The sequence below is a fragment of the Pararobbsia silviterrae genome, from assembly GCF_003628125.1.
Lineage (GTDB): Bacteria > Pseudomonadota > Gammaproteobacteria > Burkholderiales > Burkholderiaceae > Pararobbsia > Pararobbsia silviterrae.
In genome coordinates, this window is record NZ_RBZU01000017.1 from 1 (window position 1) to 21,945 (window position 21,945).

The 21,945-nt window shown below is 65.7% G+C and carries 18 protein-coding genes, 1 tRNA gene and 1 pseudogene; 6 read left to right on the top strand and 14 right to left on the bottom strand.

What is annotated here, in order from left to right; all coding sequences use genetic code 11:
- Window positions 1–566: 566 nt before the first annotated feature.
- From D7S86_RS25975 to D7S86_RS25995, 5 genes and pseudogenes are all read right to left on the bottom strand, one after another.
- A pseudogene (locus D7S86_RS25975) lies at window positions 567–1,184 on the bottom strand (tyrosine-type recombinase/integrase); the annotation flags it as partial.
- A gap of 285 nt (window positions 1,185–1,469) precedes the next feature.
- Window positions 1,470–1,545: transfer RNA gene (locus D7S86_RS25980), tRNA-Ala, on the bottom strand.
- Between the two features lie 62 nt (window positions 1,546–1,607).
- Window positions 1,608–1,991 (bottom strand): c-type cytochrome, encoded by a 384-nt coding sequence (locus D7S86_RS25985; RefSeq protein ID WP_121090877.1) that lies wholly within the window; start codon window positions 1,989–1,991, stop codon window positions 1,608–1,610.
- 50 nt (window positions 1,992–2,041) lie between these two features.
- Window positions 2,042–2,872 carry a BON domain-containing protein gene (locus D7S86_RS25990; protein ID WP_121090879.1) on the bottom strand — a complete coding sequence of 277 codons (831 nt, stop codon included), beginning with the start codon at window positions 2,870–2,872 and terminating at the stop codon, window positions 2,042–2,044.
- 39 nt (window positions 2,873–2,911) lie between these two features.
- Window positions 2,912–3,499: a phosphoheptose isomerase gene (locus D7S86_RS25995; protein ID WP_121091018.1), complete on the bottom strand. Its 588-nt coding sequence runs from the start codon at window positions 3,497–3,499 to the stop codon at window positions 2,912–2,914.
- On the opposite strand from D7S86_RS25995, the gene D7S86_RS29300 reads away from it, so the two are divergent.
- Complete coding sequence (locus D7S86_RS29300; protein WP_147432478.1) at window positions 3,473–3,871, top strand: hypothetical protein; 399 nt, start codon at window positions 3,473–3,475, stop codon at window positions 3,869–3,871. The genes D7S86_RS25995 and D7S86_RS29300 overlap by 27 nt on opposite strands.
- Here D7S86_RS29300 and D7S86_RS26000 read toward each other — a convergent pair.
- Window positions 3,868–4,215 (bottom strand): YraN family protein, encoded by a 348-nt coding sequence (locus tag D7S86_RS26000; protein WP_121090881.1) that lies wholly within the window; start codon window positions 4,213–4,215, stop codon window positions 3,868–3,870. The two genes, D7S86_RS29300 and D7S86_RS26000, sit on opposite strands and share 4 nt — an antisense overlap.
- 271 nt (window positions 4,216–4,486) lie before the next feature.
- Here D7S86_RS26000 and rsmI point away from each other — a divergent pair, with 271 nt between their 5' ends.
- A complete protein-coding gene (rsmI, locus tag D7S86_RS26005) occupies window positions 4,487–5,395 on the top strand; it encodes a 16S rRNA (cytidine(1402)-2'-O)-methyltransferase (RefSeq protein ID WP_121091020.1) in 909 nt (302 codons plus the stop codon).
- Between the two features lie 273 nt (window positions 5,396–5,668).
- Here the strand turns inward: rsmI and D7S86_RS26010 are convergent, their stop codons facing one another.
- A complete protein-coding gene (locus tag D7S86_RS26010) occupies window positions 5,669–6,253 on the bottom strand; it encodes a septal ring lytic transglycosylase RlpA family protein (RefSeq protein ID WP_420813308.1) in 585 nt (194 codons plus the stop codon).
- A gap of 1,159 nt (window positions 6,254–7,412) precedes the next feature.
- Between D7S86_RS26010 and D7S86_RS26020 the strand changes: the two genes are divergently transcribed.
- On the top strand, window positions 7,413–8,069 hold the full coding sequence (locus D7S86_RS26020; protein ID WP_121090884.1) for an MBL fold metallo-hydrolase: 657 nt from the start codon (window positions 7,413–7,415) through the stop codon (window positions 8,067–8,069).
- Complete coding sequence (locus tag D7S86_RS26025) at window positions 8,066–8,722, top strand: 3'-5' exonuclease family protein (RefSeq protein WP_121090886.1); 657 nt, start codon at window positions 8,066–8,068, stop codon at window positions 8,720–8,722. Before D7S86_RS26020 ends, D7S86_RS26025 begins: the two co-directional genes overlap by 4 nt.
- Before the next feature lie 16 nt (window positions 8,723–8,738).
- Here D7S86_RS26025 and D7S86_RS26030 read toward each other — a convergent pair whose 3' ends face one another.
- The 4 genes from D7S86_RS26030 to D7S86_RS26045 form a co-directional block, all read right to left on the bottom strand.
- A complete protein-coding gene (locus D7S86_RS26030; protein ID WP_121090888.1) occupies window positions 8,739–10,034 on the bottom strand; it encodes a glycosyltransferase in 1,296 nt (431 codons plus the stop codon).
- Entirely contained in the window at window positions 10,031–11,143 is a 1,113-nt protein-coding gene (locus D7S86_RS26035; protein WP_121090890.1) for a glycosyltransferase family 4 protein, read from the bottom strand. The genes D7S86_RS26030 and D7S86_RS26035 overlap by 4 nt, the downstream gene beginning before the upstream one ends.
- The gene (locus D7S86_RS26040; RefSeq protein ID WP_121090892.1) at window positions 11,140–12,627 is read right to left on the bottom strand and encodes a flippase; all 1,488 of its coding nucleotides are present in this window, start codon (window positions 12,625–12,627) and stop codon (window positions 11,140–11,142) included. The genes D7S86_RS26035 and D7S86_RS26040 overlap by 4 nt, the downstream gene beginning before the upstream one ends.
- Before the next feature lie 100 nt (window positions 12,628–12,727).
- Window positions 12,728–15,064, bottom strand: coding sequence for an NHL repeat-containing protein (locus D7S86_RS26045; protein ID WP_147432479.1), 2,337 nt, complete (start codon window positions 15,062–15,064; stop codon window positions 12,728–12,730).
- Between the two features lie 294 nt (window positions 15,065–15,358).
- On the opposite strand from D7S86_RS26045, the gene D7S86_RS26050 reads away from it, so the two are divergent.
- Window positions 15,359–16,570, top strand: a complete 1,212-nt coding sequence (locus D7S86_RS26050) for a glycosyltransferase family 4 protein (RefSeq protein ID WP_121090895.1) — start codon at window positions 15,359–15,361, stop codon at window positions 16,568–16,570.
- A 62-nt stretch (window positions 16,571–16,632) separates the two neighbouring features.
- On the top strand, window positions 16,633–17,805 hold the full coding sequence (locus D7S86_RS26055) for an acyltransferase family protein (protein ID WP_158602092.1): 1,173 nt from the start codon (window positions 16,633–16,635) through the stop codon (window positions 17,803–17,805).
- A gap of 157 nt (window positions 17,806–17,962) precedes the next feature.
- Here the strand turns inward: D7S86_RS26055 and D7S86_RS26060 are convergent, their stop codons facing one another.
- Genes D7S86_RS26060 through D7S86_RS26070 form a run of 3 tightly spaced genes read right to left on the bottom strand, consistent with a single transcriptional unit; the run spans window position 17,963 to window position 21,944 of the window.
- Window positions 17,963–19,198: a glycosyltransferase family 4 protein gene (locus D7S86_RS26060; protein ID WP_121090899.1), complete on the bottom strand. Its 1,236-nt coding sequence runs from the start codon at window positions 19,196–19,198 to the stop codon at window positions 17,963–17,965.
- On the bottom strand, window positions 19,195–20,412 hold the full coding sequence (locus D7S86_RS26065; protein WP_121090900.1) for a glycosyltransferase family 4 protein: 1,218 nt from the start codon (window positions 20,410–20,412) through the stop codon (window positions 19,195–19,197). The genes D7S86_RS26060 and D7S86_RS26065 overlap by 4 nt, the downstream gene beginning before the upstream one ends.
- The gene (locus D7S86_RS26070; RefSeq protein WP_147432480.1) at window positions 20,409–21,944 is read right to left on the bottom strand and encodes a glucose-6-phosphate isomerase; all 1,536 of its coding nucleotides are present in this window, start codon (window positions 21,942–21,944) and stop codon (window positions 20,409–20,411) included. The genes D7S86_RS26065 and D7S86_RS26070 overlap by 4 nt, the downstream gene beginning before the upstream one ends.
- Window position 21,945 lies beyond the last annotated feature (1 nt).

A 21,945-nucleotide genomic window follows, 5' to 3' on the forward strand; every position in this document is an offset into this window, starting at 1 on the left:
CTCGCTTGGGATCTCGGACCCCGATTTCGGTTTGCGTGGCATACATGCTCCTTTTGGTACATGTTATGCCTCGAACACAAAATCTCTGACACACTCCGCGGAACCGGTCGTCGACTGGATGGCACACCCGGGGTTGGCGGTCGCACGAATACTTCCCGCAACCCGTCGGCAAAGCACGCAGCTGTTCAGCAAACCAGTCTGGCACGTCAGGCAAAAACGGAGCGCGAAAACAACAAACCCAGCTCGACGGGTATCCAAGATACGTTCGGCTTCCAAATCAGACCCGATATAGAAGACCTATGAACACGACAGCGATGCAAACAGAACAGCGCGATGGACGTCACCAGAACACGCCCAAACGCAACCAAATGACGTGAGAACGTCGCGTGAGCGATGTGGTCGATGCGTAGCGACAAAAAAGATCGATAGACCCGCGCAGACATTTACCTTGGGCTCGCCGATTGCACGACATCTACTTTTAACGGGCGTGCCGTGACCCTGTCTGTCCATGAAGGAAGAGTTGGACTCAGCGTCGACTGGAACCTCGACATGTCAGGGCTTTCCCGTCAAAGTCCGCGCGGCCGGATGGGTCCGACCTCCGCCCCGGATTTCAGTCGATCCAGGTAATCGGCCCAAGCCTGCATCATCGCGACCCGGTCGTCGATGAATCGCGTCCGGTTATAGGCGCTGCCGAGGGAGTCGGGCACTCGATGGGCCAGTTGGTGCTCGATGACTTCCGCCGGAAACCGAAGTCGCTCGTGCAGGATGGTCCGAGCCATGGCCCGGAATCCGTGGCCGGTGATCTCGGTTTTCGTGTCGAAGCCTAGCCGTTGTAGCGCAGCGTTGATCGCCGCACCGCTCATGGGCTTTCTGCGATCGCGACCTGTAAAGACGTAACGCCATTTTCCCGTCAGCGCCTGCAGTTCCTTCAGGATATCCACCGCCTGCGTAGCCAGGGGTACCAGATGCTCGGTCTTCGTCTTGGAGACGGTATAGCGCCATTCGCGCCGCTCAAGATCAATCTGGGCCCACTCGGCCTGCCTCAACTCGCCGGGTCGCACGAACAGTAACGGCGCGAGTTGCAGCGCCGCGCGCACGACCAGTGTCCCGGAGAAGCCATCAAAGGCGCGCAGCATCTCGCCGACCTTCTCAGGATCCGTAATCGAGGCGAAGTGGGTATGCTTGTTCGGTCGCAGCGCGCCGCGTAAGTCGGCACTGACACCCGATACGTCTTTTCGCGTGGCGCGGCGCGGCGAACTTCCAGATCGGTAAGAGGCATGGGACACCTCCCGTTGCATGGGGGCACAAATTCTGCCGAGGCGGAAAATCTGGCCTTATGCCCCCAAAGCTGCGCCGAAAGGCCCCGGGCTGTCAACGGAAACCATGATCCCGGAGTGGAAACAAAAACCCCGCGAGCCTTACGGGACGCGGGGTTTCGGGAATACCGTGGAACTGCCTGGAACACGTGATGGTGGAGAGGAGGAGGATCGAACTCCCGACCTTCGCATTGCGAACGCGACGCTCTCCCAGCTGAGCTACCCCCCCAACGAACGCAAATTCTAGCCGGATTTCCGGCCCCACCGCAAGTAGGTCAATTCAGCAGCGATTTATTTATCGGGCGCACCCGCAAGAATCCAGCTCACGACCGTCCGGATGTCGCCGTCGCTCATCGCCGGGTGCGAAGGCATCGGAATCGCGCCCCACACGCCCGACCCGCCGCCTCGTACGACCTTTTCAAGGTGCGCCTGCGCGCCCGCATCATTCCGGTATTTCGTCGCAATGTCCCGGTAAGCCGGTCCGACCAATTTCCGATCCGCCTGGTGGCAACTCGCGCACGCGTTCGCCTTGTAGATCGCCTTCGCATTCGCGACATCGACCGTCGGCGCAGCGAACGCCGCGTCGCTCCCCACCACGCCGAGGAGCACGCCGCAGCACACCAATGCCGACGCCAACGGACCCGCAAAACGACCGCCACATACGCGCACCCTCATCGCGCCGAGAATCGTAGCGACAACTCGCACGCTCACCCCAACACGCCCCTTCACTGCGTCTTGTTCGGATTGCCCGGCTGCACCGGCGACGAATTCATCACAGGCGCCGGCGCCTGCTTCTGATCGATCGATTGCGACTGCACATTGCCGTCCGGCACCGCACCCGTCGTCACGCCCGCATCCGGCTCAGGCGCCGGCGCAGCCTGCACCGGAGCCGGCGCATTCGCGCCCGACGCGCCACTCGCGCCATCCGGCGACGGCGGCGTACCCAACGACAAGCGCTGCGCCTCCTCCGGCGTGATGTACTGGAACACCTTCACAACCTGCACCACCCCCGTCACGCGACTCGCGGCATCCGCACCCCGATCACCTTCCGTCGGCGTCACAAGCCCCATCAAATACACGCGCCCACCCTCGGTCACCACCTTGAAGAAGTTCGACCCGAGATCCTTCTCTGTGAACAACGCAGCCTTGACCTTGCTCGTGATATACGCGTCATTCGAACGCGCCGTGAACGAACTCGGCGGCCCGACCGTCAGCTCGTTGATGATCCCCTGCACGTTGTCGATCGTCCGCGTGATCGCCTCGGCCTTCGCCTTCGCCTCGGGCGTCGGCACCTCACCCGTCAACAACACGCGACGATTGAACACCGTCACGTCCATATGCGCCTCATCAGGCATATCACCGATGAACATCGACTGCGTCTTCGCCTGAATCTCGCGATCCTCAGTCTGCGCACCCACCGAACGGCGATCGGTCGCCATCAACGCACCACCACCCGCCGCCCCAACGACGACAAGCGGACACCCCTCCAACATGACACACAGGCTGGCAGTCAGCGCAGCCGCACAGAGCGCTTTGGTCAAGCGTGTTGCGATCATCGGATCGATCTCCTCAACAGTAAGCAGTCATGCGGAAGGTCATTCGTCGCCGAGCAGCATCGCATCGATGCCGTCGCTCAAGCAATGCAGCGTCAACAGGTGGACTTCCTGAATCCGCACCGTCCGGTCCGACGGCACACTGATATGAATGTCCGTATCGTACAGTTCTTCATTGATCTTGCCGCCACCGCCGCCGGTCAGCGCCACCACGATCATCTCGCGCTCATGCGCCTCGCGAATCGCAGCAATCACATTCGCCGAATTGCCCGACGTCGTGATCGCAAGCAGCACGTCACCCGGTTGCCCCAGGCCACGCACCTGCCGCGCAAAGATCTCTTCAAACTGCTCGTCGTCGCCGATCGCGGTCAGGATCGACGTATCCGTCGTCAACGCAATCGCACCCAGACTCGGTCGCTCTCGTTCGAGACGATGGATCAACGCGGCCGCGAAACGCTGCGCATCGGCCGCCGATCCGCCATTGCCGCACGCAAGCACTTTGCCGTTATTCGCCAACGCGCCGAACATCGCATCGATCGCCGCGGCAATCGGCACCGCAAGTGTCTGGACAGCTTCGAGCTTGAGCGCCACGCTGTCCTGGAAGTGCTGCTGTATTCGTTCAATCGACATCGATTTACCCATTTCCAGCGCAGCACGCAGCGCCGAATCATCCGTCTCGCCTCGCATCGTCGCGTCGCACGCCCCCATCGAACACGCTCGACAAACGTCAATCAGCCGTTCCAGAAGCCGTCGCAGACCGATGCAAGAAGAAGTTGCGAGTGTACCGCACTCAATGCTGCATTCGATGGCCAGAACGCCAACGGGTTCCGCTCAACACCCAAGATCAGCATCGATGCGCGCGTCAACGGCAGCCGCCTCGACCTCGCCTGTTCGACATCGTCCCTTCTCAGCGCCGATTTGATATCACCTCTTCGACATCGCCAATTCGATGTCGCTGATTCAACATCGCTGATTCCGCATCACCGCGTCGACATCCGCTAAAGCTGCGCATCGAATGCATCGCGAATCCAGTCGATACGTCCATCGTCGAATGCCACGACGTCGAAACGACAGCGCGGCACGCGCGCTCGATATCGCAGCAAAAATCGCTGTGCGGCCAGTTGCACGCGTCGCTGCTTGCGCGCATCGATCGAACCGAGCGCGCCGCCGAATGCGGCCCACGCACGCGCACGCACTTCCACAAAAACGAGCACGTCGGCATCGCGCATCACGAGATCGATCTCGCCAAAGCGATACCGGACATTGCGCGCGATACATGCGAGGCCCTGCCGTTCGAGATGCGCGCACGCAGCATCCTCATAGCGACGCCCGCTTTCGATCGACATGTCCAGCCTCCCTTTCGGCCACACACTTACAGAACATCTCGCACGTCTCGCACGGCGCGCTCCGTGTTCTCCCTGCGCCTCACACACCTCGCGCGCCTCTCGCCCTTCAAGCCCTCACCTCGCCGAATCGCCGCGACGATCTCGGCCGCCGCGACGCCGGCGCCTCCTTCATCCCCTCGGCACAGTCATCGCTCACGATGCGCTCGGCGCCTCCCGCTCACATGGCACAATGCCGAACGCCGCGACGCGGCCGTTTTCTCAGGACCATGCCGTGCCCGACCTGTTCGATCTCGCCCGCCAGCAACACTATCCCGAGGCCGCCCTCTTCATCGTCGCGACCCCGATCGGCAACCTCGCCGATATCGGCGTGCGCGCGCTCTACGTGCTGTCGCTCGTCGACCGCATCGCGGCCGAAGACACGCGCAACACACAGCACATGCTCACGCGCTACGACATCGACAAGCCCGTGCTCGCGGTTCACGAACACAACGAACACGAAGCCGCGGCCCGCGTCATCGAGCATCTCCGCGCGGGCGAACGCGTCGCCTATGTCTCCGACGCCGGCACGCCCGGCATCTCGGACCCCGGCGCACGCCTCGTCGACGCGGTACGCGCCGCGAACCTGCCCGTCATCCCATTGCCGGGAGCGAGCGCCGTCACGACCGCCCTGTCGGTCGCGGGCGCATGGGCGCAGACCTTCACGTTCATCGGCTTTCTGCCGACCAAAGCGCGTCAGCGCGACGATGCGATCCGCGCGCTCGCGTCATCCGAACCCGCACTCGTGTTCTACGAAGCACCGCATCGCGTCGTCGACACCGTCCGCGCACTCGCGCAAGGACTCGGCGCCGAACGCAAAATCCTCATCGCCCGTGAACTCACGAAGTTACATGAAGCACTGCATGTGTGCCCCTTGGCCGAAGGACCAGCTTTTCTCGAAGCCGATCCCAATCGGCAACGCGGCGAATTCGTCCTCGTCGTCGAAGGACGCGCGCCCGATCGCGACGGCGACGACGCACACTTGCACGACACGCTGCTCGTGACGCTGCTCGACGCGTTACCCGTCAAGGCCGCGGTCAAACTCGCGGTCACGCTGACCGGCGCATCGCGCAACGTGCTCTACGCGCGCGCGCTCGAACTCAAGAACGAGGACGACAACGCGGGCGACGAAAGAGAAGACTGAAAGAGACGGAAGCGCGACTCGGCATGTCGCGAGCGCGTTTGAGCAGGCATCAGACCCGTACGCTCAGAAGCGACGGATGACGCACAACAAATGACGGAATCGATGTGAAAGAGGCCATTGCGGCCGGGCATCTGATCCCTTCGCGCCAATGCGAAGGGATCAAAACCGACTGACGACGATGGCGAAGTATCGCCATCGTGACCGGTCATGCGAGGGGGGAGCGTCCAGCACGCGGCGGGACCGATGTCCGACGCCGCGAACGTCCGAAGACGCTTAATTCGCCGAGGCGAGCGATTCGCTCTGGGCGGCCGTCGCTTCAGCCGTCGACAACCCCTGAATCTTCACGTTCGACGTGCCGCTATGCTGCATGCCGAGCGCCAACGCCGCCGCGCGCGACAGATCGATGATCCGGCCACGATGGAACGGGCCTCGATCGTTGATCTTGACCACGATCGACTTGCCGTTGCTCTCGTTCGTCACCCGAACAAAGGCCGACATGGGCAGCGTCCGATGCGCCGCGGTCATCGCGTTCATATCGTACCGTTCGCCATTCGCGGTCTTGCGACCGTTGAAGTGACCGCCGTACCACGACGCGCGGCCCTTCTGCGAAAACGTCGATACATCGGGAATCGAGGCCGTCAGCGTCTTGCCGCCGAGCTTGCTCGACAAATCGGGGCTCGCGGGTAACGCATCGGCGGCCGACGCAAACGCATTCGGCGCGTCGGCGTGCGCCACGGCGGATGCGGGGTTCGTATGGATCGCATCGGACGTACTGACGCCATTGGGCGGCGTCGCACAAGCCACCAGTGCAACCGAACCGGCGACGGCAAGCACGCGTGCGCGCATCCGGATTCCCACGCGTGCAAACCGCGTTCGCAGACGCACCTGATGCCGATGCTCGAAGTGAAGCTTCATAGACGTGTCAATCAACGTTAGGCGAGCAGGCACACCGGCATCCACCGGTACGGCTGCTCAAAGGCGTACGAAAGCGATGACCTCGGCCCGGCCTGCGCCGTGCGTCAAGGTGCCTCTCTGGCATTCACCGACAGTCGTTGTCGACGGCCTTCCGGCCGAGCTTTGCCTAATTCAATCCACGTCTGGCAGCCACTCCCCCAGCGGCACCACCAGACACCCATACGTCACCGCCCCGGAACGCCGCGTCACGCTGCGGCTCATACACACGGACTTCGCGACCCCGGACATTGGGGGGGCCGTCGAAGATGCGGCAACTTTTAGGCTCCGTCAGGCGTTCTTTTGGCGAACATGCGGCGCAATGCCGCCCCGACGAAACGTGTTACATCGCAGATGCGATGCTTGGTATTGCAAAATCCGTCAAATCTGAAGCTCGACGTGACCACGCAACAATTGAAATGCACTTGAAAGCAGGTCCGAACACGCGACTCATACGAGCCGTTCAAACCCTGCTGCCTGCCTAAAATATGTGCAAGCGAGGCGCCATTATACCCAATTCTGAAAACCGGGCTCCGCTGCCCAAAAAACCGATTCGTACACTCACCTTCGTCCATCGCATTCGCATCCCATGCGTCGACCTCATCCGCCGGCCCGCCCGACCATCGGTTTCACCCTCTGATCCGGCTGCTTGAAACGGAAGCGCCCCACGCATCGATCGTCGCGCAAGCCGCGCGCCTGCGATGCCGCACACGCCGCCGAACACGGCGCGCCCTATCCCGCGAAAGCCCGCCCACGCGGGCGCGGCGCCGTCGCGCGCGATGTGTTCGATTCGCATCGAGAGCCCGAAACGGCACCCGGCCGCTTCATATTCGATGGCAGTTCCGGATCGCGATTTCAAACGGACGCGTCGACTCAGTAAACGCTTCACGGAACCGCGGCAAACCTGCCTTGGCAGCACACCGAGCGTCCCGCACCGCGCGCCCCGCCATGTGTCTGCCGTCCGATGCGTCCGCGCCGCCCCCGCTACAATGCCGCTTTGTGTTTCGCGCAGCCCCGCGACGCGTGTCGACGTCGCGCGCTCGGCCGCGCCACGTCCCGCTCATTCATGAAAGTCACGCTCATTCCCGTCACGCCGTTCCAGCAGAACTGTTCGCTGCTCGTCTGCGACCAGACGCAGCGCGCCGCCGTCGTCGACCCGGGCGGTGACCTCGACCGCATCGAGGCCGCGCTCGCGCGCGAAGGCGCGCAGCTCGAAAAAATCCTGCTCACGCACGGCCACCTCGATCACTGCGGCGGCGCCACGGCGCTCGCGTCGAAGTTCGGCGTGCCGATCGAAGGCCCCCACGAAGACGAGCGCTTCTGGCTCGACCAACTCGCCTCGCAAAGCCGAGACTTCGGCTTTCCGCCCGCGCAGGCATTCGAGCCGACACGCTGGCTCACCGACGGCGACACCGTGTCGTTCGGCGCGCAAACGCTCGACGTCTTTCATTGTCCCGGCCACACGCCCGGCCATATCGTCTTCGTGGATCGCACGCATCGCGTCGCGCTGGTCGGCGACGTGCTGTTCAAAGGCTCGATCGGCCGCACCGATTTTCCGCGCGGCAATCATCAGGATCTGCTCGACGCCATCCGCACCAAGCTCTGGCCGCTCGGCGACGACATCGTGTTCGTGCCCGGCCACGGGCCGACGTCGACGTTCGGCGCAGAGCGCCGCTCGAACCCCTACGTCAGCGACGCCGCACTCGCGCGGGGGCACGCATGAGCGTCGAAATCTACGTCAGCACGGACGTCGAGGCCGACGGCCCGATCCCCGGTCCGCACTCGATGCTGAGCTTCGCGTCGGCCGCCTATACGGCCGACAAGCAATTGATCGGCACCTTCAGCGCGAACCTCGAAACCCTGCCCGGCGCGGCCGCGCATCCGATCCAGGAAGCGTGGTGGAAAACGCAGCCCGAAGCATGGGCCGCATGCCGGCTCGACCTCCAGCAGCCCGAAGTCGCCTTGCCCGCCTACGTCGAATGGGTTGAGAAGCTGCCCGGCAAAGCGGTCTTCGTCGCGTACCCGGCGGGCTTCGATTTCACGTACATGTTCTGGTACATGATGCGTTTCGCACAGCGCTGCCCGTTCTCGTGGTCGGCGCTCGACATCAAGACGCTCGCGTTCGCGATGACGGGCCTGCCTTACCGGAAGTCGATCAAACCCCGGCTTCCGTCGGCATGGTTCGACGAACATCCCCATACGCACGTGGCGCTCGACGACGCGATCGAACAAGGCGCGCTCTTCTGCAATATGCTCGCCGAATTACGCCGCCGCGAAGCGCGCTACGCCGAACTCGACGCGCTGCATCCGCCCGCCTCCGCCGAAACGTCCGCGCCTGACAAGACAGGGCAACAAGCGGACGAGGACGCGTCGTAGCAAGCGCCCGCTCGACTCAGACCTGTCCGGGCACCGCCTGATGCCCGGTGCCGATGCGATCGGCCACGCGCGCAAGCGCGGCGTCGACGCGTTCGACGAAGGCCGCTTCGGTGAACTGCCGGCGCGCGGTCTCGCGGCCGGCCTCGGCCAGTTCGGCCGCATAAGCGGGATCGCGCCGCAGCGCGCCGAGTGCGCTCGCGAGCGCGCGCGCGTCTCCGGGCTCGGTCAGCAGTCCGGTTTTGCCATGCTCGACGATCTCCATGACGCCGCCCGCCCGCGCGGCGACGACAGGCTTGCCCGCGAGCATGCCCTCGACGACGACGCGTCCGAACGGCTCGGGCGCCGTCGAGGTATGCACGACGACATCCATCGCGGCCATCCAGGCCGCGACATCATGCTGAAACCCCGCGAAGTGAATCCGCGGTTCGAGCCCGAGACGCGCCACCTGCTCGCGCAAGCGCGCCGCATACGCATCCTCGCCGAACAGCGGCGCGCCGACGAACACGACATGCACTTCGACATGACGCGTCGAACGCGCGGCGGGTGCACCGCGCTCGCGCGCGCCGCCGACGTGACGCCGTTCAAGCGCATCGTGTTCGTCGACGAGCATCTGCGCCACCGCGTCGATCAGCACATGCTGCCCCTTCCACTGCGCGAGACGGCTGAACAGGCCGATGCACCACGCATCGGTCGGCACGCCGAGCGCCGCGCGTATCGCGCGATGCTGGGTATGCAGCGCGGCGTCGAATTGCGACGGATCGATGCCGTTGTAGACCACGTCGACGGCGCGATCGCGCCGCCCCGTCAAATCGGCAAGCGCCTGTGCGACCGCCTGCGAGTTCACGAGCGTCGCATCGGCAAAACGCGCGAGCCCGCGCACGACGTAACGCTGGAGCGCACCGAAATGCGCGGCGCTCATGATGTCGTGCAGAAACCAGACCACGGGCCTGCGCACGATCGCGCGCGTCAGCGTCCCGAGCACGAAGGCCTTCTGCGTGTTGACGAACATCACGTCGTAGTCGCGCGCGAGGCGCGCCAGCGCCCTGACCTGTCGATAGACCGGCAATGCCGCACGCAGCAGCGCCGACAGACCACCCGTCTTGCGCACGCGCGAGACGCCCGCGTCGACGAGCAGATGCACGGTCACGCCCGCGGCCTCGAGCCGCTCGCGAAAAGGTCCGTCCTGCAGCAGCACGACCGCGCCGTGTTCGCGATGCCGGATCGCAAGCGGCAGCAACGCGAGCTCGGCCCCGCCGAGCTCGCCGCTCTGATCGACGAACAGGATCCGCGAACCTCGCGCCGCATCTGTCATAGCTGCTCCCGGTGCCGCTTCGGTTCGAAGCGCGCGTCGTTCGCATGCGCGGCGCGCGCCGCGAGCGACTCGCGATAGATCTCCAGATACGCGGCATGCATGCGCGCCACGCTGAGCCGTTCGAGGCCCTGTCGCGCACGTTGCGCCCACGCCTCGCGCAATGCGGGATCGTCGAACAGCGTCGTCACGACATGCGCCATCGCGGTGGCGTCGCCGGGCTGCACGAGCCAGCCCGCGTTCGCCTCGTCAAGCGCGGCCATCGCGCCCGGCGCGCGCGCGGCGACGATCGCGCAGCCGGCCTCGCGCGCCTCGTTGAGTACGACGGACCACGTGTCCGATACCGCGCCCGACACGAACACATCGGCCGACGCGAGATAGCTGCGCGGATCGCGCACGAATCCTTCGAGATGCACGCGGCCCGCGAACGCGGGTGCCGACACGGCCTCGATCATGCGCATGCGATCGGCGCCGTCGCCGACGAGATACCAATGCGCATCGGGGACCTTGTCGAGCACTTTCTCGAAGGCGTGGAGCACGTCGAACACGCCCTTGCGCTCGACGACCTTCGCGACGCTCACGATGTTCGGATGCTGGAGCGCGGCCGGTTCGGGCGCGCCCTCGTAGCGCAGACTGCCGACCGTGCCGGTCGGAATCACGCGCACGCGTTCCGCGGGGATGCCGCGCGCGATCAGCGGCTGCGCGACGGTGAGCGTCGGCGCGACGAGCAGGTCGCCGTCGCCCATCGCGCGCGACGACTTCTGATACTCGCCGTGCACCGTGACGATCAAGACATACTCGCCGCGCACGGCGGCGAGACGCGCGAGCACCGCGCCCGTCAGCATATGCGCGTGAACGACCTGCGGCCGCTCGCGCGACACGACGAGCCGGAATCGAGAGAGCATCGCGGGCAGCGCGAAGACGTTCTTGCGCTGCACGAGCCGTACGTGCGAGACGCGATGCGCGGCGAGCAGCGCCTCATAGTGTCCGCCGCTCGACGCGACGGTCACGTGATGGCCGTCGTCGGCCTGCGCGCAGGCGAGATCGATCATCGCGTTGACGGCGCCCGAACCGAGCGTGTCCGTATGATTCGCGAGATGCAGGATCCTCATTTCGCGGTCTCCGGCGCCTTCGCGTGCGGCACGATCCGCGCGAGCATCATGCGCGCGAGCGTGCGCAAGCCCGGCGACGACATCCACGACCAGGTCGCGCTGCAGAGAAGCACGACGACGCCCGCGCCGAGCGACGTCGCGATGCCGAAGGACTTGGCCAAGGGACCGGCGAGCGCGAGCGATACGACGAGCAGGCCCAGATGCGCGAGCGCTTCGAAGACGGTCTGTCTCGCGCGAATGCGCGCGAGCCACGACAGCACGATGTTCTCGATCGCGGCGCGCGCGACGATCACCCACGCCGCGCCGAGAATTCCGAACGCGTGGATACCGATCCAGAGCGCGATTGCGACCGCCGGCAGCGTAATGAGCGAGACGCGCGTCGACGCGATCGGATGCCCCTGAGCCTGCAGCAGGATGCGCGCAAGCGCCGACTGACCGAAAAACCAGACCGCGATGATCAGGATGCGTCCGACGGGCAGCGACTCGACCGCGACGGCATGCCCGACCCAGAGGTGCAGAAACGGCCCGAGCGCGAAGATGCCGACCACGCAAGGCGGCGTCAGTACGGCGTTCATGAACGACAGGCCGTCGCGCGCGACACGATCGGCGCCCTCGCGTTCCAGCGCCGACAGGCGCGGAAACAGCGTCCGATGCAAGGCCATCTGCAGCATCTGCAGTTTCGTCACGAGGTTCTGCGGGACCGCGTAATACGTGACGAAGCGCGCGCCCATGATGAAGCCGATGAGGGTCCGGTCCATCGTATCGGCAAACCCGCTCGTCGCATTGCCGAGCACGACCCAGCCGCCATAGCCGAAAAGCTCGCGCACGAGTTTGCGGTCGGGCGGCAGCACGCGGCGCACGTCGAGGATGCGCAGCACGGCCGCGCCGAGCATCGCGCCCGCGATCAGGCGCGCGGCGATCGCCGCGGCGATCACGACGGGCAGCGTCGCGCCGAACACAAACGCGGCGCCGATCGGCAGCAACTGAAAGATGAACGTGCCGATCGTCTGATTCGTATTGAACACGCCGAACCGTTCGGCGCCGTTGATCGCGCCCGCGAACACCCACGAGACATTGCTGATCGGCACCGCGAGCGCGAGCCACGGCACGGTCGCGATCATCTCGTGCTGCAGCGGCGTCGTCGCATAGCCGAGCCGTACATAGATCCATCCGCTGAGCAGCACGACGACCGAGCCGCAGAGTCCCGTCACGAGATTGAGCCAGAACGCGCTCCAGAATAATCGCGCGCGCAACGCCGTGTCGCCGCTCGCGCAGGCTTTCGAGATCTGGTTCTCGGTCGCGATGCTCATGCCGAAGTCGAGCACGCCGAAATAGCCGATCAGCGTCCAGATCAGCGCGACAAAGCCGTATCGCTCGACGCCGAGCAGGTGGATATACGTCGGGATGGTCGCCAGCGAGATGAATGTCGGGAGCACGAGGCCCACGAAATTGATCGCGACGTTCTTCAGAATCGCCCTTTCCATGCCCTCGCCCGTTTTCCCTGTTCGGCGCTTTCGGCACCGGTCGGTTCCGGTGCATCCCCGCCTGCGCGTTGCGCTGCCCCGACGATCTCCACGCGCTGCACTACGACGCGTGCGGACCGGGGGTCCATCGATACATGATGACCTTGCCCATGTTGTCTTCTTCGACGAACACGAGGTACTCGCCATTCGCGCGCCGGTATGCGGTCACCGGCATCGGCACGTCGATCATGCCGCTCAGTGCGCCGACTTCGGGGCCCGGCTTCAGTTCGCCCACGGGCGAGCCTGTGTTCGCATCGTAGACCCGGACCGCCCCGCCGACGCGTTCGACAGCGAACACATAATCGCCTTCTTGCGCGATTCCCTCGATCGACGACGTATTCGGCACCCAGTTTTCGACGGGGATCGTGTACCGAAGCACCGGATGCGTGCTCCAGTGGTCGTAACGCGCGATGAGTTTCCCCGCGCCGTTCCAGTCATGTTCGTCCCACGGATACGCGGCGCTCGCGCCCGAGAGATACATCGTGTCCGACTCCGGCACATAGACGATGCGCGCAATGCGCGTGAACGGCGCCGGTATCGCATAGCTGTTCATATGCGCGTAGTCGTAGCGCGGATTGCCCACGCGATCGAGCCCTTGCACGCGATACCGCCATGCGCCGCGGTCGCCGAGGCCCTCCCAGATGTCTCCGCGCGCATCGACGTACCAGCAGCTCACCCACGTCTCCATGCCCGCCTGCGCGATTTCGCCCGCGGCGACCGTGCCGTCGCCATTCGTATCGCGCCAGATCCATCCGCTATGTTCGGGACGCTCGGGCGGCCACGCGATCGGCCGCGCGCTCACGAGGCCCGACGGAATCGCGATCTCGCCGTCGTGCGCGGCGTCGAACCGGTAAATCTTCAGGTACTGCGAAAACATGTCCGTATAGAACACGAAGCGCTTGCCGTCGATGCGACGCACCATCGGCATGCCGCGCTCGCTGCGCAGCACGTGATAAAGCGGATCGCCCGGATACTTGAAACGATCCGCCGTGAAGCCGGCGGCGCGCCATTCGGTACCCGGCGACGTCTTCGACAAGTCGAGCTCGACATGCCAGGTCCCCGTGAACACCGAGAGCGTGTTGCCGTCGGCCGAGACGTCGCCGCGATCGACATCGGCGCCGTCGACGAACATCAGGCCCTGATGACTGAACAATCGCTTGCCGTCGGGTCCGTAACCCTCGAGCACCGCGCCGTCGCCGACGCCGCCGTTGTCGAAGCCGATCGCGCGCGGCCCGCGCCCGTTCATCGCGACATAGACGTTCCCGCGCACATCGGCCGCGACGCTCGTGAGGCCGTTGAATCGCTGCGGACCCGGCAGGCCCTGCGTCCCGCCGAGGATGCCGCGCGCCTCGCCGAGCTCGCCGTCCGCCTGCCAGCCGCCCGCGCCTTTCGCATAGATGAGCACCTGCTGGCGCGGCCCGTCATCGGCGACGAGCAAGCGGCCCTTCGCGTCGAATGCGATCGAGACGGGGACGGCATCGTCGGGAAGCGGCACGGCATCGCGAAGCACGGTCCCCGTGACCGAAAAGTGTTCGAGTCGCGGACGCTGCGCGGCACGCGCGCCTGTTTGCGCATCCGTTCGCGTCTGCACGCTTGAGCCCGAACCCGGAGCCCCGGCGGTGGTCGGCGCCGACACGTGCGGCACATCGACGATCGCCCAGAGCGTGCCGTCGGGCGCGAGTGCGAGCGCGCCCGGCCGATTGGCGTCCCAGCTCGGTCCGGCCTGCATCGTCTCGGCGTCGAACGTGCGAATCTGATTCGTGTACATGTCGGCGACGTAGAGCGTCTCGTCGCTCGCCGCGAGCCCGCGCACGACCGCATCGCCGCCGCCCGAGACTTCGTTGACGATCAGAAAACTGCGCGCCACCGCGGTCCCCACGTTCCCGCGTCCGCCCGGAAACGGCGCGCCTTCGGCGATATTGCCGATCTTGCGACGCGACACGCCGACCCAATACCGCCCCTTGTCGGGATAGTCGCCGCGGCCGACGAGGCCGCCGCCTTCGTTGTCGATCGACGCGCCCGCGTAGATATAGCGGCGGTTGACCGCGATCGCGTCCCCGCCCGAGTTGCCCCACCCATGCGTCGCCATGCCGTACGTGACATGCGCGTCGCGCCAGGCGCCGAGTTCGCCGCCGGCTTCGTCCCAGGGCGTATTCGTGAGCACGGTGCCGTCCGGCGTCGCGGCGATGGCCTCGATCGCGTTCTGCACCCATTGGTGCTGTCCATGCGCGTCGACCGCGCCGCCGTACGTATTGCCGATCCACGAGGTTCGGTACGTCAACGTGCTGGCCCCATCGGCGCTCATCACGCCGAACGCCGCGGCGGCCACGAGCATCGTGCGCACGCGTGGCCAGGCACATCGCCATCGGGCGTGTACAGCGAGCAAGTTCCAGCTCATCGGCATGATCGTTCTGACTACGGATGACCCATTATTCAAAATCCCTCGCACACAATCTGTGCGGCTGCGTACCGACGTCGGGCGGCGCGGCGACTAGCATCGGTTCAGCGTCAGGACATTCATCCACAAGCCCGCGGGCTCACGCGCGCACCGTCACACGACGGACGACCGAAACGCGATCGACATGCTGCGACTCGGACGACGCGTATCTGTACCTGCTCGAAATACAAAGCTTGAGGATGCCTGGCATCGGTCCGCGCAGCCGCGCGTCGCCGCACGCTCGGGGAGTCGACCTTGAAAGTTGCAATCGTTCACGACTGGCTGGTCACGTATGCGGGCGCCGAACGCGTGCTCGAACAGATCGTCGCGTGTTTTCCCGATGCGGACCTGTTCAGCGTCGTCGACTTCCTCGACGACGACCGCGCCTTCATTCTCGGCAAGCGCGCGAAGACGACGTTCATTCAACGCCTGCCGTTCGCGCGCAAGCACTATCGCAGCTACCTGCCCCTGATGCCGCTCGCGATCGAGCAACTCGACCTGTCGGCGTACGACCTCGTCATTTCGAGTTCGCACGCCGTGGCCAAAGGCGTCATCACGGGCCCCGATCAGATGCACATCAGCTATGTGCATTCGCCGATCCGCTATGCCTGGGATCTCCAGCACCAATATCTGCACGAAGCGCGGCTCGAACGCGGCTTCAAGGCGGGACTGGCGCGCGCGATCCTGCACTACATGCGGACGTGGGACACGCGCACGAGCAACGGCGTCGATTTCTTCCTCTGCAACTCGCACTTCATCGCGCGGCGCATCGCGAAGATCTATCGCCGGACCGCCACGGTCTTGCCGCCGCCCGTCGATACCGACGGCTTCACGCCGTCGGCGAGCAAGGAAGCGTTCTATCTGACCGCATCGCGCATGGTCCCGTACAAGCGCATCGACCTCATCGTCGAGGCGTTCGCGGCGATGCCCGACAAGAAGCTCGTCGTCATCGGCGACGGTCCCGAGATGGCGCGCATCCGCGCGCTCGAGGCGCCCAACGTCGTGCTGCTCGGTTACCAGGCGTTCGACGTGCTGCGCAATCACATGCAGCGCGCGCGTGCGTTCGTGTTCGCCGCCGAAGAGGATTTCGGCATCGCGCCGCTCGAAGCGCAGGCCTGCGGCACGCCGGTCATCGCGTTCGGCAAGGGTGGCGTGCTCGATACGATCCGCGCGGACGGGCTCTCGCCGACGGGGGTCTTCTTCGAAGAACAATCGATCGCGTCGCTCGTCGCGGCGGTCCAGCGCTTCGAGCTCGCGCAGGAGAACCCGCTCACGCGCATCGACGCGGCGGCCTGCCGCGCGCAAGCCGAGCGCTTCGCGCCGCATCTGTTCCGCACCGCGTTCAAGGCGTTCGTCGGCGAGAAGCTCGCGAGCCGCCGCATGCTGCTCGAACGCGCCGCGCATCCGGAGATGCTCGACGCGCAAGACCTGTTCGACAGCGCGCCGATTCCCGACGCGGTGAGCTAAGACCGATGCATTCGGCGCGCGCTCGCGGCGACGTTACCGGGGTCGCGGTCATGGAAACACAGATGTCATCGACACACGTCAAGGGCTTCAACGGACTCCGCGCGTTGGCCGTCATGCTGGTGTTTCTCGACCACAAGGCGCGCATTCACGGGTTCAATCTGTCCGACCTCGGCGTCTGGATGTTCTTCGTCCTGAGCGGCTACCTGATCATCGGCGAACTGCATCGGCAGCGCCGCCGCATCGAGGACGGCGTCACGGGCGCGCGCGCGCAGATGCGCGTGTTCTTCACCAAGCGGGCGCTACGGATCTTCCCCGTCTATTACGCCGTGCTCTGCGTGCTGTTCGTCCTGCAGCACTTCTACCGGCATGCGGGTCCCGATCTCGGTTTCGCGTATCACTTCACGTACACGTCGAACGTGTGGATCGGTCTCGTCACGCGACATTGGGTCGGACCGTTCGGCGTGTTCTGGTCGCTCGCGATCGAGCAACAGTTTTATCTCGTCGCCCCGTTCGTCTTCCTGTTGACGCCGTCGCGTCTGCATCCGCTCGTCTGTGTCGCGGCGATCGTCGGGGGCGGCATCGCGCATGCGTCGATGTACGCGGCACACGTCGACGACATCACGATCTACGTGCTGTCGCCATGGAATTTCTCGATCCTCGCGATCGGCGGCCTCGGCGCCATGGCGTCGGCGATGCCGCGTTCGCGCCGCGCCGTGCAGCGCGTGTTCGGCGGACCGCTCACGCTCGCGCTCGGCGTCGCGGGCATCGTGTTCTTCGCGGCAAGCGCGCAATGGCTGGGCTCCGACTATCCGGGCCCGAACGCCGGATTCGATCTCGCGCTGACGGGCTCGGTCGCGGCCGTCGTGCTGTGGGTCGTTCACAATCAGGCCAGCCGTGTCGTCGCGATACTCGATCTGCCGCCGCTCGCGTACTTCGGCACCATCAGCTACGGCTTCTATCTGATGCACAACTTCATTCCGAACCCGCTCGGCCCCGCACTCGCGATGTACGCAGGCGTGCACGTCGAGCCGGCCCTCATCGAAACGTTCGGCGTGGCGCTCGATTTCGCGCTGTCGGCGACGGCGGCCGCGCTCTCGTGGCGCTTTCTCGAAGCGCCGGTCATGAGCCTGCGCCGGCGTCTGACGACGACGGGCGCGACCACCGCGACGCGACGAACCGACGCCGCGAGCGCGCCTGCTCAGCGAACAGCCGGCGCCGCGCGTAACGCGGGCTAAATGCTGGATCCTTTTTGATCCGCGCCGAGCCCGATTCGCGAAGGTCTCCACGAATGCGCGCACCGGCGTGCTGTCTGTCGCACACCCACGGCATGAACGACGGAAGCGAGGCATGCGGCCCCTCCCGCGTCGCTCATACACTCACGCGCTCATGCATTCACGCGTCGCGACGCATCATCGCCGCGTCGCGGGAACGCCGGCCGCCGCGGCGCGCCGAATGCTGTTCGCCGAACACGCGCACCGCTTCCTGATAGACCTTCGCCGTGCGCGCGGCTTTCACGGGGACATCGAAACCCGTGCGCGCATAGGCATGGCACGCATCGGCCGACGGCAACCGCAAATGTCCGCGCAACGCATCGACGATGCCGGCCGCCAGCGCGTTCGCGCCGAAGTTCGGCAGCACGAGATCCTGCGACAACCCCGACACGGCCTCGGGCAAGCCGCCGACCGGCGTCACGAGCACCGGCGTGCCGGCCGCGAGCGATTCGACGGTCGTGAGCCCGAAGCCTTCGAGCGCGACGGTCGGTACGATCGACAGATCGGCCGCGCGATACACGAGCGGCAGCACGTCGTCCTCGATACGGCCGAGCAGACGCACGTGATTCTCAAGGCCATGCTGTGCGACCCGCGCCGCGAGTTCATCCTTGAGCACGCCGCCGCCCACAATCACGAGCAACGCGTCGGGCACGGTATGCCTGACCTGCCGGAAGCTGTCGATCAGGTCCTCGATCCCCATGCGCCGCGCAAGCCGGCGCACGGTCACGACGATCGGCCGGTCGGCGGGCAATCCGAGCGTCTCGCACGCCACCTCGCGCGACGTACTGATCGCGAAGCGCGGTACGTCGACACAGCCGGGGATCACGCGAATCACCTCGCCGGGCACGCCGAAACGCGATTCGAGCACGTCGCGAAACGCACTCGACAGCACGATGATGCGCGTCGAGCGACGATAGACGGCGCGCTCGATGAGCGCCTTCGTCATCCCGCCGAGGTGCACGCCGGTCGCGCGGCGTTCGAGTCCGGTCTCGTCGGACCAGGGTCCCTGAAAGTGCGAGACGAGCGGGCGGTCCCGATACAGGTCGAGCGACGGCGCGCTATAGAGCGCGAAGTGCGATACGACGACATCGGGCGACCACTCGCCGAGCATGGCGCGCACGGCGCGGCGCGCCGCACGCAGACGTTCGACGAGCGGCCGATCGGGCCGCGCGAAAGCGCGCACGACGCCGTTCGACTCACGCGCGACCGCGTCGCTACCCGCGACGAGACCGCGCACATCGACGCCCGCATCGGGCAGCGCCTCGATGAGGTTCTGATAAATCCGGTCGAGACCGCCCGGTCGCTCGGGAAACCAGTGCAGCCCGAGTTGCAGTGCCGAGATGCGTTGCGCATTCATGAGATGGACCCCGTATTCCGATGCGCCGCGTCGGTCGTGCCGGGCGGCGTCTGATAGGCAGGCGAAGCGAACAGGCGCCGGTAAAGCGCGAGGTATCGCTCGCACATCGACGGCCAGCCGAGGCTCAGCGCGCGCTCGCGCGCGGCGTGCCCCATGCCGCGCAAACGCGCGGGTTCCGCGACCACGCGTGCGATCGCGCCGGTCAGGCCGTCCACATCGTTGGGGTCGTCAAGCACGACGCCGCACGCGGCATCGATGACTTCGGCCCCACCCGCGGTCCTGGCCGTGATCACGGGCAGGCCCGACGACAACGCTTCGAGCATCACGAGGCTCATCGCCTCGTAGCGCGAAGGAAACACGAACAGGTCGACCGAACGCATAAGCGCCGGCATCCGGTTGACCAGGCCGAGAAAATGCACGCGCGCGTCGAGGCCGGCTTCGGCGACGCGCGCCGCGTAGGGATTGCCGTTTTCGAGCCGCGCGGCGATCGCGAGATGCACGTGCGCGGGTAGACGCGCGAGCGCGAGCAGCACGGTGTCGAGGTTCTTGCGCGAAACCTGGATATCGCCCGCGAACAGCATCAGGATCGGACGCGCGCTCGCATCGGCCGCATCGTCGCCCGGCAGGCCGAAGCTCGCGCGCTCGGACGGTCCCGGCTTGAATTCGTCGATATCGACGCCGTTGTGGATCACATGGACCGATGCGGGATCGATGCCGTGCGCGACGACTTCGTCGGCGACTTTGTGCGAGACCGGCACGATGACGCGCGAACGGCGAAACGCCCAGCGTTCGAGCCACGCGTTGAGCGTGTTGAAGACGACCTGATACGTGTCGCGCGCGGATCGCCCCATGCGGAACGGATAGAAGCCGCAATGCAAGAAGCCGCGATGCACGAAGTGCACGGAATTGACGTCGGCGCGTGTCCACGCCGTGAAGCCGTTGACGTGCACGAGGTCGAACTCGTGGCGATGACGCGCGAGCCAGCGTCCCGCGCGCCACGCGAAGCTCTGATAGCGAAGCAGGCGTCCGGGCAGCCGTCCTTCGGGGATCTCGATCCAGCGCACGCGCGGATGGGTCCGCAGCGATTCGTCGATGCGCGAACCGATCAGCGTGAGGGTGTAGCCCGCGTCGAGCGCGGCGCGCGCGACCTCGGAATTCACGCGGCCCTGACCGTCGTTGCGAACGAAGACATGCGTGACGATGGCGATTCTCATAGACGCTCCGCCTGAGGCGCGAGGCCGTGACGAATCGCGCGGCGCCCGATCACGGGCAGCATGACGGCGATATAGAAATAGTTGCCGTTGCCCGCCGTCAGCATGTTCGACGAGAGGAGCATCACGAGCAAGGAAAGCGAAATGCCGACGGCCGACGCCGCGAAGCGGTCCTTGCGGATCGACATCGCGCTCAAGAACCCGCGCCCGAGCAGCGTGAAGATGCCGCCGCAAAACAGGAACGTGCCGGGCCAGCCGAGCACGAACGGAATCTCCATGAGACCGCTGTCGAAGACCGCGAGCGAGCCCGCCGACGAACTCGAATCGAGCTTGGTCGCCGCGCCCGTCGAACCGAGCCCCTGCCCGGCGATATCGGTCAACGCGGTATCGAGGAATTCCGCGTAGAAGCGGCTTCGATCGGCAAAGCTCTGGTCCTGACTCAGATTGCCCATCGACTGCAAGCGCTTCATGACGGGCTCCGAGAACTTGTCGATCGAGAGCAGCGGCACGGCAAGCATCGCGAGCACGACGCCGCTGCCGATGAGCCTCATGCGCATCCGCATGCTGAGCGCCGAGAGCGGAAACACGAGGCCCAGAACGAGTCCGCCCCACGCCGTTCGCACGGACGAAAACATCAGGGCCAGCACGATCGCGCACGAGGCGACCGCGCGTATGCGCCCGCCGTCGGCGAGCATCATCAACGTGCACACCATCGCGGCGACCGCGAACGGCCCGCTCGAATTCATCGTGCTCGCCACGCGCACGCTGAACGGCAAGGGATCGCCCTCGGAGTGCATCTGCGAGCCGATCAGCCAGAACGCGTCCCACGGCGGCATCGTGACGAATTCGAACACCCCGTAGAGCCCCATGACGAGCGCGCCATAGCGGAACGTGAGCCGCAGCACCGAACGAAACTCGCCATAGCGGCGCCAGTGAATCAGCAAATGAAAGCCGACGAAAATCGGCGAGCACCAGTTCACGAGACCGAAGATCGCCGGCATCGGGCCCACGCGCACAACCCCGATGCAGAATCCGTAGAGCACGCCGCAGAGCGCGAGCAGCAGCGGCATCGCGCGGCGCTGCGCGAAGACCCGGTGATAGCGAATGACGCCGATGCCCGCGAGCGCCGTCGTGGCCATCGGCACGACCATGATCGGACTGACCGGATTGAACACGCCGTTGAAGAAGTCCGCGAAGCGGCGCACGCCGGGCGTCAGAAACGTCACCCAGAACACGAACGCGAGCCAGTGGACGGGGTGCCGGAAGTAGAGCACGACGGCCGCCACGATCGCGATGACCGGATAGAGGTACTGGAGCAGATGGCCCTGATGCGCGACGATCAACGCGAGCGTGAGACCGAACACGGCCGCGCCCGGAAACCACGGCTGCGCGGCGAGCGCGGCCAGTCCGCGCTTGGGCGCACGTCCCGCCGCATCGCGGGTCGGCGCCGCCTCGCCTTGCTCGGCGCGCGGCGCGCCCGTCGGCCAGGCGCTCGCGCGGTGAGGCTCGCCGGGTCCGAAACCCATCTCGCTCATG

What these genes read in the sequence shown, in the direction of transcription:
- D7S86_RS25985 (WP_121090877.1), bottom strand. Translation starts at nt 1,991, where the DNA reads ATGAGGGTGCGCGTATGTGGCGGTCGTTTTGCGGGTCCGTTGGCGTCG.
- D7S86_RS25990 (WP_121090879.1), bottom strand. Translation starts at nt 2,872, where the DNA reads ATGATCGCAACACGCTTGACCAAAGCGCTCTGTGCGGCTGCGCTGACT.
- D7S86_RS25995 (WP_121091018.1), bottom strand. Translation starts at nt 3,499, where the DNA reads ATGTCGATTGAACGAATACAGCAGCACTTCCAGGACAGCGTGGCGCTC.
- D7S86_RS26000 (WP_121090881.1), bottom strand. Translation starts at nt 4,215, where the DNA reads ATGTCGATCGAAAGCGGGCGTCGCTATGAGGATGCTGCGTGCGCGCAT.
- D7S86_RS26020 (WP_121090884.1), top strand. Translation starts at nt 7,413, where the DNA reads ATGAAAGTCACGCTCATTCCCGTCACGCCGTTCCAGCAGAACTGTTCG.
- D7S86_RS26025 (WP_121090886.1), top strand. Translation starts at nt 8,066, where the DNA reads ATGAGCGTCGAAATCTACGTCAGCACGGACGTCGAGGCCGACGGCCCG.
- D7S86_RS26030 (WP_121090888.1), bottom strand. Translation starts at nt 10,034, where the DNA reads ATGACAGATGCGGCGCGAGGTTCGCGGATCCTGTTCGTCGATCAGAGC.
- D7S86_RS26035 (WP_121090890.1), bottom strand. Translation starts at nt 11,143, where the DNA reads ATGAGGATCCTGCATCTCGCGAATCATACGGACACGCTCGGTTCGGGC.
- D7S86_RS26040 (WP_121090892.1), bottom strand. Translation starts at nt 12,627, where the DNA reads ATGGAAAGGGCGATTCTGAAGAACGTCGCGATCAATTTCGTGGGCCTC.
- D7S86_RS26045 (WP_147432479.1), bottom strand. Translation starts at nt 15,064, where the DNA reads ATGAGCTGGAACTTGCTCGCTGTACACGCCCGATGGCGATGTGCCTGG.
- D7S86_RS26055 (WP_158602092.1), top strand. Translation starts at nt 16,633, where the DNA reads ATGTCATCGACACACGTCAAGGGCTTCAACGGACTCCGCGCGTTGGCC.
- D7S86_RS26060 (WP_121090899.1), bottom strand. Translation starts at nt 19,198, where the DNA reads ATGAATGCGCAACGCATCTCGGCACTGCAACTCGGGCTGCACTGGTTT.
- D7S86_RS26065 (WP_121090900.1), bottom strand. Translation starts at nt 20,412, where the DNA reads ATGAGAATCGCCATCGTCACGCATGTCTTCGTTCGCAACGACGGTCAG.
- D7S86_RS26070 (WP_147432480.1), bottom strand. Translation starts at nt 21,944, where the DNA reads ATGAGCGAGATGGGTTTCGGACCCGGCGAGCCTCACCGCGCGAGCGCC.